At 48.3% G+C, this 15,397-nt stretch carries 13 protein-coding genes; 1 reads left to right on the plus strand and 12 read right to left on the minus strand.

Annotated elements, in window-relative coordinates; all coding sequences use genetic code 11:
- Window positions 1-18 precede the first annotated feature (18 nt).
- The 10 genes from fliE to sucC form a co-directional block, all read right to left on the minus strand.
- Entirely contained in the window at window positions 19-327 is a 309-nt protein-coding gene (fliE, locus tag AC0VZ8_RS21595; protein WP_071220077.1) for a flagellar hook-basal body complex protein FliE, read from the minus strand.
- Between the two features lie 45 nt (window positions 328-372).
- Window positions 373-822, minus strand: a complete 450-nt coding sequence (flgC, locus tag AC0VZ8_RS21600; protein ID WP_475484344.1) for a flagellar basal body rod protein FlgC — start codon at window positions 820-822, stop codon at window positions 373-375.
- A gap of 5 nt (window positions 823-827) precedes the next feature.
- Window positions 828-1,235, minus strand: coding sequence for a flagellar basal body rod protein FlgB (gene flgB / locus AC0VZ8_RS21605; RefSeq protein WP_071220075.1), 408 nt, complete (start codon window positions 1,233-1,235; stop codon window positions 828-830).
- Between the two features lie 457 nt (window positions 1,236-1,692).
- The gene (gene hslU, locus AC0VZ8_RS21610) at window positions 1,693-3,099 is read right to left on the minus strand and encodes an ATP-dependent protease ATPase subunit HslU (RefSeq protein WP_475484345.1); all 1,407 of its coding nucleotides are present in this window, start codon (window positions 3,097-3,099) and stop codon (window positions 1,693-1,695) included.
- 49 nt (window positions 3,100-3,148) lie between these two features.
- A complete protein-coding gene (gene hslV / locus AC0VZ8_RS21615; protein ID WP_006211334.1) occupies window positions 3,149-3,691 on the minus strand; it encodes an ATP-dependent protease subunit HslV in 543 nt (180 codons plus the stop codon).
- Between the two features lie 29 nt (window positions 3,692-3,720).
- Entirely contained in the window at window positions 3,721-5,055 is a 1,335-nt protein-coding gene (trmFO, locus tag AC0VZ8_RS21620) for an FADH(2)-oxidizing methylenetetrahydrofolate--tRNA-(uracil(54)-C(5))-methyltransferase TrmFO (RefSeq protein ID WP_475484346.1), read from the minus strand.
- A gap of 15 nt (window positions 5,056-5,070) precedes the next feature.
- Entirely contained in the window at window positions 5,071-7,170 is a 2,100-nt protein-coding gene (topA, locus tag AC0VZ8_RS21625) for a type I DNA topoisomerase (protein WP_071220072.1), read from the minus strand.
- A 36-nt stretch (window positions 7,171-7,206) separates the two neighbouring features.
- Complete coding sequence (dprA, locus tag AC0VZ8_RS21630) at window positions 7,207-8,382, minus strand: DNA-processing protein DprA (protein WP_475484347.1); 1,176 nt, start codon at window positions 8,380-8,382, stop codon at window positions 7,207-7,209.
- A 122-nt stretch (window positions 8,383-8,504) separates the two neighbouring features.
- Window positions 8,505-9,434, minus strand: a complete 930-nt coding sequence (gene sucD, locus AC0VZ8_RS21635) for a succinate--CoA ligase subunit alpha (RefSeq protein ID WP_071220478.1) — start codon at window positions 9,432-9,434, stop codon at window positions 8,505-8,507.
- A 97-nt stretch (window positions 9,435-9,531) separates the two neighbouring features.
- Window positions 9,532-10,692: an ADP-forming succinate--CoA ligase subunit beta gene (gene sucC / locus AC0VZ8_RS21640; RefSeq protein WP_006211339.1), complete on the minus strand. Its 1,161-nt coding sequence runs from the start codon at window positions 10,690-10,692 to the stop codon at window positions 9,532-9,534.
- A 491-nt stretch (window positions 10,693-11,183) separates the two neighbouring features.
- Here sucC and AC0VZ8_RS21645 point away from each other — a divergent pair, with 491 nt between their 5' ends.
- Window positions 11,184-13,424 carry a helix-turn-helix domain-containing protein gene (locus AC0VZ8_RS21645; protein WP_475484348.1) on the plus strand — a complete coding sequence of 747 codons (2,241 nt, stop codon included), beginning with the start codon at window positions 11,184-11,186 and terminating at the stop codon, window positions 13,422-13,424.
- Window positions 13,425-13,460: 36 nt separating this feature from the next.
- Here AC0VZ8_RS21645 and AC0VZ8_RS21650 read toward each other — a convergent pair whose 3' ends face one another.
- Together AC0VZ8_RS21650 and AC0VZ8_RS21655 are read right to left on the minus strand one after the other, a co-directional pair.
- On the minus strand, window positions 13,461-14,324 hold the full coding sequence (locus tag AC0VZ8_RS21650) for a carbohydrate ABC transporter permease (protein WP_071220069.1): 864 nt from the start codon (window positions 14,322-14,324) through the stop codon (window positions 13,461-13,463).
- 13 nt (window positions 14,325-14,337) lie between these two features.
- Window positions 14,338-15,297: an ABC transporter permease gene (locus AC0VZ8_RS21655; RefSeq protein ID WP_071220068.1), complete on the minus strand. Its 960-nt coding sequence runs from the start codon at window positions 15,295-15,297 to the stop codon at window positions 14,338-14,340.
- Between the last annotated feature and the right edge of the window lie 100 nt (window positions 15,298-15,397).

A 15,397-nucleotide genomic window follows, 5' to 3' on the forward strand; every position in this document is an offset into this window, starting at 1 on the left:
AAACTTTGCTAGAAACATTTAGATTTGCGTGCGCATGATCTCTTGATAGGCTTCTACCACTTTGTTTCGGACCTGTGTTGTGAGCTGAATGCTCAACAGAGCCTGTTGGGCGGATATCATCGCCTGATCTACGTTTACCTGTCCAATCATTAGTTTATCGCTCATGACATGTGCATTTTGTTCCTGTGATGCCACAGAGTTCAGTGCTTCATTCAGGTAAGAGCCAAAATCGCGAATCGATTCGGATGGAGTCGCACCATTTTTCACTTGCTCCTGCAGTTGAAGCGGCTGCACGCCCTGAACACTGAACATTGCATTTTGAATCATTTCTCTCTCTCCTCCTACAATATGGGCTTATGTATTTTCCACTTGTTATCTACCGATCTCCAACGCCTTCATAATCATCGCTTTCGAAGCATTGATCGCCGTAACGTTAGCTTCGTACGAACGGGTAGCTGCTATCATATCCACCATTTCCTTCGTAATGTCCACGTTAGGCATAAAGACATAGCCTTCCGTATTCGCATCGGGATGTGTAGGGTTATATACCTGTTTCAGCGGGGTTTGATCTTCCCGTACCTGCGCAACCTTTACCCCTTGTCCCGCATTCTGACCATTCATCTGAGCTCTAAGTAGCCCTTCAAATGATTCCTGCTGCGGCTGTAACACTACCGTTTTTCGACGATAGGGAACGGCTTGGCCGTTCTCGATTCGCGCGCGAGTGGTTTCCGCATTGGCTATGTTGGAGGAGATGACATCCATTCGAAGCCGTTGTGCTGTTAGAGCTGATGCATTAATACCGAAGCTATTGCTAATATTCATGAACCCTATCTCCCTTCAATAGCTGTACGCATCATTCGAATCTGCTCATTGACAGCTTGTATGTATGAATTATAACGGAGCTGATTCTCTGCAAGCAGCGACATTTCTCTGTCTGCATCGACATTATTCTGGTTGTTATTCATGGAGCTGCTGCCATCCTTCATGACCGAAGCCTCAGGAATCCCCCCGGTTGAACCAATGACAAAATGCCTGGGATCTGTTCTTCTGCCCTGTAATGACAATTGGGCCCCATCCATTTCTTTTTTCAGAAGACTCTCAAAGGATACCTCGGATCTCTTAAAATGAGGAGTATCCACGTTGGCGATGTTGTTTGCAATCACATTGTTTCTGAGATTAGCTGCATCCAAACCGCTTTGAAGCCGTTGAAAAGAACTATTATTCAACAGATTCACTAGCTCATTCCTCCTGACTGGACTTTGCAGAAAGGTATTCCACTCTTCCTAGCTAAATCCTCTTTTTTCGACAAATCATATAATCCGTATGAACTAACCTAGGTCTTAAGTAGAAAAAGACAACATGATGTCACATAAACTAAGTTTCTTAAAGATTGGGACTTTTTACAATAAGAAAAAAGCCCTATCTTTTACCAAAAAGAAGGGCTTTGTGTTCATTTTTATCCGGTTTTTTTCTATATTATTGCAAATCGTATCACTAAATCTGTAAAATTTAAGCGATTTTTCCCGAAAGGTAGGTCCTGATGGGGACCATAAAATTCACAAAAAATTACGAAATCCGTCCCGATCCCTTCCAACATGCGAAAGCGCTTCGACAACTTGCTGCAAGGAGTGGGATGAATATCGACAATTATTTACTTTCGCATACCCGGCATATAGACCTATATGCTTGCGACTACAGAATATACTGGCTCAGGTCCCGGTCCTGGGCGATGCCGGCAAGTTTCTCCCAAACATACTGCGGCGTGATCACCATGCGGTCCAACGTCAACTCAGGCGCTTCAAATGACAGGTCTTCAAGGAGCTTCTCCAAAATCGTATGAAGTCTCCGCGCGCCTATATTCTCCGTGTTCTGGTTAACCGAAGCCGCAATTTGGGCAATCTCCCGTATTGCTTCCGGAGAAAACTCAACCTCAAGATCCTCGGTACGCAGCAGATTGACGTATTGCTTGGTTAGTGCATTTTTCGGCTCGGTCAAAATGGATACAAAATCGTCGAGTGACAAGCTGCTGAGCTCCACCCGAATCGGAAAACGCCCCTGAAGCTCGGGAATCAAATCCGATGGCTTTGCAATATGAAAAGCACCTGCCGCGATGAAGAGGACAAAGTCCGTTTTTACCGGTCCGTATTTCGTCATAATCGTTGAGCCTTCCACGATCGGCAAAATATCGCGCTGCACACCTTCTCTGGACACATCCGGACCCGATTGGCGGCCCTGGCTGGCAACCTTGTCGATCTCATCGATAAAGATAATGCCGGATTGCTCTGCCCGACGAATGGATTCCTGGATGACATCATCCATATCAATGAGCTTGCCTGCTTCCTCTTGCGTCAGCACTTTCCTGGCTTCTTTCACTGACAGCTTGCGGCGCTTTGTGCGCTTTGGCATCAGATTGCCGAACATTTCCTGCATGTTCATGCCCATCTGATCATTGCCCTGCCCCGCAAACATATCGAACATGTTTGGAGCAGCATCCTCGACATCAATCTCAATCGTTTCGTCTTCAAGCTTACCGGACAGCAGGTTAAAGCGCACCTGTCTCCGCTTCTCTTTGAGACTAACGTCCTTATCGTCCGCATCCTCTTCTTCGGTCTGGGTATCGTTATTCGCACCGCCAAACAGCATCTCAAAGGGATTTCGCTGACTTTTCTGCCCTTTGGTTGAAGGCGCCAACAACTGAACGATCCGCTCGTTCGCCATTTCCTCGGCTTTGTCCTTAACCTTCTCGGTACGTTCCAGCTTCACCATCCGGATCGCGGTTTCCACAAGATCCCGTACCATGGATTCCACATCACGGCCGACATATCCAACCTCGGTAAACTTTGTCGCTTCGACCTTAACGAACGGAGCATGAACCAGCTTGGCAAGCCTTCTTGCAATCTCCGTTTTGCCGACGCCGGTGGGACCGATCATCAATATGTTCTTCGGTACGATTTCATCCCGCTCGTCATCCGTAAGCAAGCTCCGGCGATAGCGGTTCCGAAGTGCTACAGCGACCGATTTTTTAGCTTCCTTCTGGCCTACGATGTATTTATCCAGCTCGGATACAATCTGTCTTGGCGTCATCGATTCTTTACTCATCGCGAATACCTCCACCCCTGATATGGCTATATGTTGCTGTATGGCATCCTTACAGCTCTTCGACAATAATATTGCTGTTGGTATAGACACACACCTCAGAAGCGATCTGAAGCGCTTCTCTGGCGATATCCTTCGCTTCCATATGTCCGGCATGACGCTTAAGCGCCCGTCCTGCCGACAAGGCAAAATTGCCGCCTGACCCAATGGCCAGCACATCATCATCAGGCTCGATGATTTCGCCGCCGCCTGAAATCAGCAGCATCCCGGTTTTATCCATAACAATCATCAAAGCTTCAAGCTTGCGAAGCACACGGTCTTGACGCCAATCCTTCGCGAGTTCAACAGCGGCGCGCTGCAGATTTCCATGATGCTCTTCCAGCTTGCCTTCGAATTTCTCAAATAACGTGATTGCATCCGCCACAGAACCGGCAAAACCGGCGACAACTTGTCCCCGGTAAAGACGGCGCACTTTCTTGGCGGTCTGCTTCATGACTACACTTTCACCAAATGTAACTTGGCCATCGCCGGCAATAGCTGCTGTGCCATTATGCCGTACTGCACAAATTGTAGTGGCGTGAAAAGTCATTTCCATGATGGCAAGACCTCCCTAAGAAAATAAGATTAGATTGTATTTAGTTCGTTAGCATTAATAAATACGCGTACTCCGTCTAGAGCTCTGCTTGCAAGCGCTTCGTTTTTCTCCTTCTTGTTGCGAATGCGCTTCTCAAGGCTCGGAAGAAGACCGAAGTTCGCATTCATCGGCTGGAAGTTATCTGGATCTGCATGGGTTATGTAGTAGGCCATGCTCCCGATGGTTGATTCCTGAGGGAATACGATCCCCTCCTGCCCCTGAGCAGCTCTTGCTGCATTGATCCCAGCAATCAATCCGGATGCCGCCGATTCCACATATCCTTCTACGCCCGTCATTTGTCCCGCCAGATACAGATTAGGCCGCGTTTTCACCTGATAGGTTTGTTCCAGCAATTTTGGCGAATTGACAAACGTGTTGCGGTGCATGACGCCGTATCGCACAATTTCGGCGTTCTCAAGTCCCGGAATCATGGAAATAATCCGCTTCTGTTCGCCCCACTTCAAATGAGTCTGGAAACCGACAAGATTGTAGAGGGTACCTGCCGCATTATCCTGACGGAGCTGCACCACAGCGTGCGGCAGCTTGCCTGTATGCGGGTTCACCAATCCAACAGGCTTCATCGGGCCAAACAAGGCGGTTTGCTTACCACGCTTCATCATGACCTCGATCGGCATGCAGCCCTCGAAATAAATCTCCTTCTCAAACTCTTTCAATTGAGCGACTTCGGCATTGATAAGAGCGTCATAGAAAGCGTCGAACTCTTCTTCTGTCATGGGACAATTCAGATAAGCCGCTTCGCCTTTATCATAACGGGATGCCAGATAAACCTTGCTCATATCAATTGAATCTTTTTCCACGATCGGAGCAGCCGCATCGTAAAAATAGAAATAGTCCTCACCCATCAGCTCACGAATCTGTGATGACAATGCGGGCGAGGTCAGCGGCCCTGTAGCAATAACAACGATGCCTTCTTCAGGTATATGCTGAATTTCTTCATTTACAACCTCAATTAAAGGATGCTGATGCAGAGTTTCCGTAATTTCTCCCGAAAAACCATCACGGTCAACGGCCAATGCGCCGCCAGCCGGGACGGAATTGCGGTCTGCCGAACCGATGACAAGCGAGTTCAGCATCCGCATTTCTTCCTTCAATACCCCTACTGCGTTGGTTAAACCGTTCGCCCGAAGCGAATTACTGCATACAAGCTCAGCGAACTTGTCCGTATGATGAGCCGGCGTCTTAACGACCGGCCGCATCTCATATAATGTAACGGGTATGCCCCGGCTAGCGATCTGCCAGGCAGCTTCACTGCCGGCAAGCCCTGCACCGATAACCGTAACCCTCTGTGAATCTGTCAACGTCATTACCCCCTGTATGCCTTACAAATCTGCTGCGTCGTCTTGTTCCTCGACCATTTCGGAATAATCACAAGAAGTACATTGAAGCTTGATGCCTTGCTTGCTTTTCTTCTCTACCATTAAGCTGCTGCAATTCGGACACGGCTTCGTTGACGGTTTATCCCATGATACGAAATCACATTCGGGATAACGATCACACCCAAAGAAGACGCGCCCCTTCTTGCTTCGTCGTTCCACGACATGGCCTTCCTTGCATTTCGGGCACGCCACACCGATATCTTTCACGATCGGCTTGGTATTCCGGCAATCCGGGAAGCCTGAGCATGCAAGAAACTTGCCAAACCTGCCCAGCTTATAGACCAACGGCTTTCCGCACTTTTCGCAGATCTCGTCGGAAACCTCATCTTCGATTTCGATTTCCTTCATTTCTTCCTCTGCTACTTCAAGGCGCTTTTCAAAGGATTCATAGAACTCTGCCAATACTTTGACCCAATCTTCGGAGCCCTCCTCCACATGGTCGAGGTCCTCTTCCATGTTAGCCGTAAACTCCACATTGAGAATTTCCGGGAAGAACTGCTCCATCTGCTCGATGACAAGTTCACCGAGCTCGGTTGGCATGAATTTTTTCTCTTCGATGGCAACGTAGCCTCTCTTCTGGATCGTCTCCAGTGTCGGTGCATACGTACTAGGTCGCCCTATGCCGAGCTCTTCCAGCGTCCGGACTAGACGTGCTTCCGTATAACGCGGAGGCGGCTGCGTGAAATGCTGCTTCGGCTCAATATCCTGTTTCTCCAGAATGTCGCCACTATGAAGCTCCGGCAGGTATTTATCTTCCTCTGTCGTCCCGTCGTCGTTGCCTTCAACGTAAACCTTCATGAATCCAGGGAACCGAACCTTCGAACCTGTTGCGCGGAAGACGGTCTTGCCTGCGGCAATATCCACAGAAAGCGTATCCAGCACTGCAGAAGACATCTGACTTGCCACAAAACGCTCCCAGACCAGTTTGTACAAGCGGAGCTGATCACGGCTCATAAACGGCTTCATGGATTCAGGATCCCGCAGCACCGATGTAGGACGAATCGCTTCATGCGCATCCTGAGCGTTGGCTGCTTTTTTCGAGTATTGTCTCGGGCTCTCCGGAACGAACGGATCACCATACTTCTCGGTGATGTATTCTTTTGCTTCTTCTTGAGCCGTCCCTGAGATGCGCGTGGAGTCCGTACGCATGTAGGTAATCAAACCGACGGTGCCTTCCTTGCCAAGCTCGACGCCCTCGTACAGCTGCTGGGCAACCGACATGGTCTTAGCAGCCCGGAAACCAAGTTTACGTGCAGCTTCCTGCTGCAAGGAACTCGTTGTAAACGGTGGAGACGGATGGCGCTGACGCTCTCGCTCTTTTACTTCACTGACTTGGAAGGAAGCATCCCGAATCGCTTCGAGAATTTCATTTACTTCCTGTTCATTGGTCAGCTCTTTCTTTGCGCCATTAAGCTGCGTGAATTTGGCTTCGAATGCAGATCCTTTAATGGCCAGCCTGGCCGTAATGGTCCAATATTCTTCCGGTACGAAAGCGCTTATCTCATTCTCGCGGTCGAGAATGATTTTGACGGCTACCGATTGAACACGGCCGGCAGAGAGTCCCTTTTTCACTTTCTTCCATAGAATAGGGCTGATCTTATAACCAACCAATCGGTCCAGGATACGTCTTGCCTGCTGCGCGTTGACCAGATCCATGTTAATTTTGCGCGGCGTCTTGAAGGCATCCTTCACGGCTGTTTTCGTTATTTCATTAAATACAACCCGCAGGCTTTGAGTATCGTCCAGCTCCAACGCATGCGCAAGATGCCATGCAATGGCCTCTCCTTCGCGATCGGGGTCAGCTGCGAGGTACACTTTTTTCACCTTTTTGCTAGCATCCTTAAGTTCCTTTAAGACAGAACCTTTTCCGCGGATCGTAATGTATTTCGGATTGAAGTCGTTTTCCACTTCAACCCCGATCTGGCTCTTCGGCAAATCGCGAACATGACCCATCGAAGCCTTCACGATATACTTGCTGCCGAGATATTTGCCAATCGTTTTCGCCTTAGCAGGCGATTCTACGATGACGAGTGAATCCGCCACAGGTTCATCCTCCTCTCCAACATTCAAACTTTCCCATTAAATGATCTTATATATAGCACCGGGTAATTGGGTAATCTGCTTTTTTATGATTAAAGATAACAGAACTGAATGCAAATGTCCAAAATCCCACCGGGTTCGCTCGATCATATCATCCAGCGACCCGGGACCCTGTTCGAGCATATGGTATATTTGTCGTTCGTCATTTGTCAACCCGGCTAGTTCATCCGGCTGCTCCTGACCAGGGGCCCGCCGCTCCTTATTGTATGTACCGGAGGCCACTTTTGGCAACAGGGAATCATATTCTTCTATTATATCCCTTGCTTCCGTGACCATCTTGGCTCCTTGCTTGATCAAATCCAAAGTCCCTCTGCTCTTGGGTGAAGTAACAGGTCCCGGAACGGAGAACACGTCCCTTCCCGCCTCCAGGGCTAAATCCGCCGTAATCAACGATCCGCTGCGGGCATCCGCCTCCACCACCACGGTACCTAACGTGAGTCCCGCGATAATCCGGTTACGCTGAGGGAAGAACCCCGGTAAAGCCTTGGTGCCTGGCGGGTATTCGGAAATGATAAGCCCCTTAGCCGCGATCTCCTCATACAGCGATCGGTTCTCCGGTGGATATATAACGTCAACGCCGGCTCCGAGAACCGCCACTGTCGGTCCTCCGCTTCGCAAAGCCGTATCGTGGACTACGCTATCAATGCCTCTGGCCATGCCGCTGACAACCATGAACCCTGATCGTACCAACTCCTCGGATAGCATCGTTGCAATTTTGCGTCCATATGCCGTAGGCATTCTTGTACCTACCATCGCAATCCCATACCTCGACAGCAGATGTAGATCGCCGATGCAATACAACACCCAAGGAGCCTGTGGCGAAGATCGTAACGTGTCCGGGTAGATATCATCGAGGGCTGTTATAATACGTATTTTTGAACGGTTTGTCAAATTCCATACCCCGGCTTCATGTTGCCGATACCCGACATCATCCGCATTCGACAGATTAATCTGCTTTCTTTCGACATCGGAAGGAAAGTCCTTGGCCAGTTTGTTCGCTTTTTCGACAGACAGACCACATGCCCTCCAATCATTCGCATCATAAGACAGCAACCCCTCATGCAGCTCACCGTTCGATATGATTCGGTTAATGGTCTTCCATCCGACACCTTCGCTTTCATGCAATGCGATCAGCAGTAAGCTGTCCACCTTCATAACGGGACCTCCTTAAAATATAAAATCAAAAACAAAAAAGCAACCCTTCATTTCCTGTTTAGGAAATAAAAGGTTGCTTACCTTAAGTTATGCCTTAGCTAGAATTGCATAAAAATCTGGATCTAGTGAGTCGTGCAAGACTCCAGGAGACCCTTCTCCTCAAGCACGCTAACCAGGGTTGAGCCCATTTCAGCAGGTGTAGGAGCTACCTTGATACCGCACGCTTCAAGTACAGAGATTTTCTCCTTGGCTGTCCCTTTACCGCCAGAAATAATCGCGCCTGCGTGGCCCATGCGTTTTCCTGGAGGCGCAGTTGCCCCGCCAATGAAGCCTACCACTGGTTTAGTCATGTTCGCTTTGATCCATTCAGCCGCTTCTTCCTCCGCTGTACCGCCGATCTCACCGATCATAATAACCGCTTTGGTGTTAGGATCTTCATTAAAGAGTCTCAATACATCGATAAACTCCGTCCCTTTAACCGGGTCGCCGCCAATCCCTACGGCGGAGGATTGTCCAATGCCGCGAGCAGTCAGCTGATGAACGGCTTCATATGTCAGGGTACCGCTGCGCGATACAACTCCGACATGTCCTGGCGTATGGATGTAACCAGGCATGATGCCGATTTTGCATTCACCCGGCGTAATAACGCCCGGACAGTTAGGTCCGATCAAACGAGTCTTCTTGCCTTCCATATAGCGGGATACTTTGACCATATCCAGCACCGGAATGCCTTCCGTAATACAGATAACCAGATCCATCTCGGCATCAACAGCTTCCAGAATGGAATCCGCAGCAAAAGCCGGGGGCACATAAATTACGCTAGCGGTTGCGCCTGTTTTGGCTTTGGCTTCCTCAACGGTGTTGTAAACCGGCAATTTGACGGTTTCACCGTTCTCAAGCGTAATTTCGACTTCGGTTCCACCTTTGCCGGGTGAAGTTCCCCCGACCATCTGTGTACCGTAATCCAAGGCGCCTTTTGCATGGAAAAGGGCTGTTTTACCTGTAATCCCTTGCGTGATAACTTTTGTATTTTTATCGATCAAAATACTCACGATTGATTCACATCCCCTATTGTTATTTGAAAATGAAAGCAACCGCACGGCAGGGCTTTCAAAGCCCATCGTGCCATGCCCCTTCAGGAATGAAATATTACTGAACGAGGGAGACGATCTTCTGTGCTCCGTCGGCCATGGAATCAGCAGGTACGATGTTAAGACCGGACTCAGCCAAAATTTGCTTGCCGAGGTCTACGTTCGTCCCTTCCAAGCGTACAACAAGCGGACGAGTTAAGCCCAACTGTTTAGCAGCTTCGACAACACCGGTAGCGATAACGTCGCAGCGCATAATGCCGCCGAAAATGTTGACAAAGATTCCTTTTACTTGAGGATCGGATAAAATGATCTTGAAGGCTTCCGTTACCTTCTCCGTTGTTGCACCGCCCCCAACATCAAGGAAGTTTGCAGGGTCCCCGCCATAGTACTTAATGATGTCCATCGTAGCCATGGCAAGACCGGCGCCATTAACCATACAGCCGATGTTGCCATCCAGAGCTATGTAACTCAAGTCGTATTTGGATGCTTCAATTTCCTTCTCGTCTTCTTCGTCCAGGTCGCGCAGCTCAAGGATGTCTTTATGACGGAACAACGCATTGGAGTCAAAGTTGAGTTTGGCATCTAGAGCCATGACGTTTCCGTCCCCGGTTACGACAAGCGGATTGATTTCAGCGATAGAGCAATCCTTCTCTACAAATGCCTTATACAAGGCCAGCATGAACTGAACGGCTTTTCCTACCAGTTCATTCGGAATATTAATGGAATACGCTAATTTCCGTGCTTGGAATGTTTGAAGTCCGATCGCTGGATCTACGACCTCTTTGAAAATCTTCTCGGGAGTTGCTGCTGCAACCTCTTCGATCTCGGTACCGCCTTCTTCGGACGCCATCAAAACGACACGGCCGGTAGCACGGTCAACGACCACACCGATATAATACTCTTTGCGAATATCGCAGCCCTCTTCAATGAGGAGACGCTTGACTTCCTTGCCTTCCGGACCCGTTTGGTGAGTCACCAACACCTTGCCCAGAATTTCTTCAGCATAAGCACGAACCTCATCCAGGTTCTTCGCCACTTTAACGCCGCCAGCTTTACCCCGACCGCCTGCGTGGATCTGTGCTTTGACAACGGTTACGGGACTTCCCAAAGATTGTGCAGCTTCAACTGCCTCTTCTACCGTAAACGCTACCTTGCCGTTCGGAACAGCTACTCCATATTGCTTCAGTACTTGTTTTCCTTGATATTCATGGATATTCATTCTCGAATCCTCCTATCAACATGACTGGAACAAGGCTGGCTAACACGGAACTAATCTATGAAAGATTACCCTGTCAACCTTTATATATTAAACCCAAGCTATTGTAACATGTTTTTAAAACGCTTACCTTAAAAAGTTCACAGTTTATCCACTCGATTTGGCATGGGTATGATTCCTTCCAGATATAAATTGGAAAAATATGTATTATTCATTTATTTTTTCGTGCAAAGCGTATCAAGCCGACAATCCCCAATACGACAACGGCAACGCCAAACAATCCTGCAACTAATGTATTGATGATATTTTCCCATAAAATTGTCATACCGAATCCCTCTCCCCCCCGTAATAATTAGTGTATTGATTACTATTATACCATTAAATCCCTTTTTGTTCGCGTTAAACTATGTCGTAAAATAAAACTCTTTATCCTTTTTCTGCTATCCGGTAGAATGATTGAAAGATTAGTGAACGCAATTATAAGGAGATTCAGCATGAGTTGGTTGAAGTCATTTTTTCCGCTGCATTCATTATTTGTCAAAATGCTCGTGTATTTTCTCGTCGTGATTTTCCTGCTCTCCTCCTATAATCTATGGTCGATGACATTCTACTCCCGCAATGTTAACAATGAAATTGTCAAATATAATCTGACCCTGATTCGAAACACCGTCGATCATTTTGAGAAACAATACTCCACATGGAAAAATCTTCTCCTTAACCTTCAGCACGATGAATTTGTCGGCAATATCAGCAGGCAGGCCGATTCCGGGGGAAAGAAAGGCATCAATTATCTGCAGGTGGATACGGTGATGGATCAGATTCGGACTCTGGTAAGCCAGCCCTACTACCACTTAAATAATGTCATGATTTACTACCAAAATCATTCCTTCCTGATTGAACGGGATGGCATCGTCGATGATGACCGCATGTTTAAGCATTACTACAAAAGCGACTCCTATTCATACGAATTCTGGAAACGTAGAGATCACGCAAACGGTTTTCTGCACTTGCTTCCCAGCCGCACGTTCACCATCGGGACCGAGAAGAGTGAATTGCAGCTGATGCCGCTCATTACCAATGTACAGGGAAGCCCCTGGAGGATCATCGCTTTCGTAAATATGAATAGCTGGTATGAATCATATAAAGGAATGGCCGATTCCCGTTTTCTGCTGGTAGACTCGGAGGGAACAACCCTGTATGAATCCGCCCCGGATGCTAAATCCCTGCCACTGCCGGAATGGGACGGCCAATCGGAATGGATGATGGAGAAGGGAACCTATTATTTTTTCGAAAAAGGCGCCCGCTCCGATCTTACCTACGTTTCTGTTATTCCGCATAAGGAACTCAATCAAAGCATCAGCCGCATGAACTGGATGGCTGTACTCTTATTTGCAGCTACCCTGCTTATTGGTATTCTGGCATCATGGGTTTTCTCCCGAAAAATCAACCTGCCGCTCAAGAGAATGGTTACGGGTCTGGGCCAAGCGGAGATGGAGCTATATCAAGGGAGTATTGCCGAATTCAGCGCCATTTCCAACCATCTGAAGGGTTTGCAGCATGAACGTAAGATCATCAAGGAATGGATGGACCATACCAAACCGCTGCTGACAAGCTACCATTATTTGGCCCAGTTCAAAAACATTGCCCTTGATACCAACGCTTCCAAAGAGCTTTGGGTCGGCGAGGGTGCATTTATGGTTATCGTTTATCAGTTGAGGTACCGGCACGTCCCTTCGCGTCAGCTTGATGCCTTAATGACAAGGACAACCGGCAAGATCAAAGATATGATCACGCTGCAGTTCCAAGAATCGTTTCCCATATCCCATACCCTTCAGATGGAGGGCAAGCAGATTTTATCCATTGTGTATACACAAGAAAAATCTGACATGCTGCAGCAGTGTCTCAATCAGCTCAAAAAGATTTTTGATCAGGATCAAAGCACCTATCTCGTGAATATTGCAGTTTCGTCCGTATTCCAGCAAACCTCTGATTTTGACCGGGCTTATGCAGAAGCCATGTCGCTCCTGCAGCAAGCCATGCCGATAGAGGAAACCCAGATTATCTGGGAGAAGGAACACCGTGAAGATGTAACAGGATTCACTGCCGAGCAGGAACACGAATTTTACGTGAATTTACAGGCTGGCAACGAGAGCAGCTGCCAATCGCTCATTGAGCGCGCACTGGATCGATTGCAGCGGCAAGAGGCCACGGCCGATCAACTAAGCCACTTTGCCAAATCGGTCTCGGTCCGCATGAGAAGGACAGTAGAACTGCTGAAAATCAATATCGACGCCCTTCCGGATTACGCACAAAAGCTTGCTTATAGCGTAACACCCGCGCAATACCGGGATATCCTGCTCGACGAGCTTGCCCATGCAGCCCATGCGATCCGTCTGAAACGGGAGGAACATTACGATATCATTCAATATGTCATTCATTATTTGGAGTCCCATTACGCTGAAGATATATCACTCGAACAGCTCGCCTTTAAACTCAACATGTCGCCAACTTATCTGTCCGGGTATATTAAAGAGAAGACGGGGAGCAATTTTAGCGACCAATTGAATGCGATTCGAATAACAAAAGCGAAAGAACTGCTGCAGACGACAAATATGCCGATTCAGGAAGTAGGCAACCAAATCGGCTACCGTAATGTCACTTCCTTTATCCGCATGTTCAAAAAAATAACCGGCCAAACACCGGGTGATTACCGGAAAACCAGCTGGATCCGATAACACACAGGTGAGCGGCCGACCGCTTTACCTTTAACGCTAACCCTTAACCGAGCCTATCAAAGCCCCTTTTACAAAATACTTCTGTATAAACGGATAGACAAGCAGGATCGGCAAGGTAGAGACCATAATGGTAGCGAATTTCAAGCCATCCTCCACCACCACGATATCGCCTACAACCGGACCATCCGTCCCCGTCAATTGCCCCGACAGCACGATGTTTCTTAAAATGACCTGAAGGGGCTGCATATCGGCATCCCGCAGATACAGCAGCGGCCCCATAAAGTTATTCCACATCCCGACGGCATAATACAAGCCGATGGTGGCCAGCACCGGCTTGGATAGCGGGAGCACAATCCGGAAGAAAATCCCGATTTCGGACAATCCATCTATTTTTCCGGATTCCTCGAGCTCTTGAGGCATGCCCATGAAGAAAGTCCGCATGATGAGCAGATTCCAGGTACCTACCGCTCCGGGCAGTACCATGCCCCATATGGTGTTGACAAAGCCCAGCTCCTTCACGACCAGAAACGTCGGAATCATCCCGCCGTTAAAAAACATCGTAAAGACGATCAGCATCAGGATCGGTTTGCCCATGACCATCTTGGTCTTGGACAGCGCATAAGCCCCTAGTGCCGTTACAATCAAAGAAATGGCGGTCCCTGAAATCACGTAAATCAGCGTGTTCTTATATCCTTTCAGAACCCGACCGTCCTCGAACACGTACTGATACATATCCAGATTGAAACCCTTCGGCCATAGCCATACTTCCCCGGAGGCGATGGATGCGGAATCGCTCAGGGACACGGCCAGCATATAAACAAACGGATACAGACATGCGAGCACGATCCCGGAAAGGATCAAGGCATTGAGCGCGTCAAACCAATTCCATTTCGGTTTCATCATGTTCCTCCTTTTACCAGATGCTGCTTCCGCTAACCCGCCGGCTGAACGAATTCGCCGCGATAATGAAGATGAAGCTGATGATGCCGGTAAACAGATCAATCGCTGTGGCATAACTGTAGTTGCCTTGCGTTAAGCCGACCCTGTACACGTAGGTCGATATAATATCAGCTGTCTCATAAGTGGCGGGAGTTGCGAGCAGGTATACTTTCTCAAAGCCGATTTCCAGTATTTTTCCGATATCAAGTATCAAGATAATCACGATTGCAGGCGCAATGCCGGGAAGCGTAATGTTCAGCGCCTGCTTCCACCGGTTAGCACCATCCATCCGTGCCGCTTCATATAACTGCGGATCGATTGCCGTCAAAGCAGCCAAATAGATGATGGTCCCCCATCCGATATGCTGCCATACGTCGGTCGTTACATAGATCGACCTGAACCAGGAGGCCTCAACCAAAAAGTTGATTCGTTCGAGTCCGACGGCACTCAGCAGCTGGTTGACTACCCCGCCTGTCGGGGACAGGAACATAACCGCGATCCCCGCTACAACGACATTGGATATGAAGTGCGGGAGATAACTGACCGTTTGGACAAACCGTTTCAAAAACGACTTGCTCACTTCATTAATGAGTAAAGCAAGGATGATAGGTGCCGGAAAGCCGAAGATCAGCTTGTATAACCCCAGCAGGAATGTATTTCTGAGAACAGGCCAGAAATCAGGCGTATTAAAAAACATGCTGAAATATTTGAAACCCACCCAGTCACTCTCCGTGATCCCCTTAAATAGGTTGTAGTCCATAAAGGCGATCGAAATGCCGAATATGGGAACGTACTTAAAGATGATGTAATACAGAGCACAGGGCAGAAGCAGCAGCAGCAGGTATTTGTCCCGCTTCACTTTCGTCAAGAAACCCGGATTCTTCTGTGGTTGCAAAAAAACGTATCCTCCTTTACCCGTTAGTTCAAAACTCATCCATCAGGCCGCTTCCCCCATAAGGACCGGGACCAGCCATTACTTAGCCGAGAGCCGGTCCGGGAAAAGAAAGCAGTGCGCTCATCTTGCCGTATGCCGC

This window comes from Paenibacillus sp. QJM3NY_38 (genome assembly GCF_056173265.1).

Bases quoted from the DNA above. Each gene is read 5' to 3' on its own strand.
- fliE (WP_071220077.1), bottom strand. From the start codon at position 327: ATGATTCAAAATGCAATGTTCAGTGTTCAGGGCGTGCAGCCGCTTCAA.
- flgC (WP_475484344.1), bottom strand. From the start codon at position 822: ATGAATATTAGCAATAGCTTCGGTATTAATGCATCAGCTCTAACAGCA.
- hslU (WP_475484345.1), bottom strand. From the start codon at position 3,099: ATGAGTAAAGAATCGATGACGCCAAGACAGATTGTATCCGAGCTGGAT.
- hslV (WP_006211334.1), bottom strand. From the start codon at position 3,691: ATGGAAATGACTTTTCACGCCACTACAATTTGTGCAGTACGGCATAAT.
- trmFO (WP_475484346.1), bottom strand. From the start codon at position 5,055: ATGACGTTGACAGATTCACAGAGGGTTACGGTTATCGGTGCAGGGCTT.
- dprA (WP_475484347.1), bottom strand. From the start codon at position 8,382: ATGAAGGTGGACAGCTTACTGCTGATCGCATTGCATGAAAGCGAAGGT.
- sucC (WP_006211339.1), bottom strand. From the start codon at position 10,692: ATGAATATCCATGAATATCAAGGAAAACAAGTACTGAAGCAATATGGA.
- AC0VZ8_RS21645 (WP_475484348.1), top strand. From the start codon at position 11,184: ATGAGTTGGTTGAAGTCATTTTTTCCGCTGCATTCATTATTTGTCAAA.
- AC0VZ8_RS21650 (WP_071220069.1), bottom strand. From the start codon at position 14,324: ATGAAACCGAAATGGAATTGGTTTGACGCGCTCAATGCCTTGATCCTT.
- AC0VZ8_RS21655 (WP_071220068.1), bottom strand. From the start codon at position 15,297: ATGAGTTTTGAACTAACGGGTAAAGGAGGATACGTTTTTTTGCAACCA.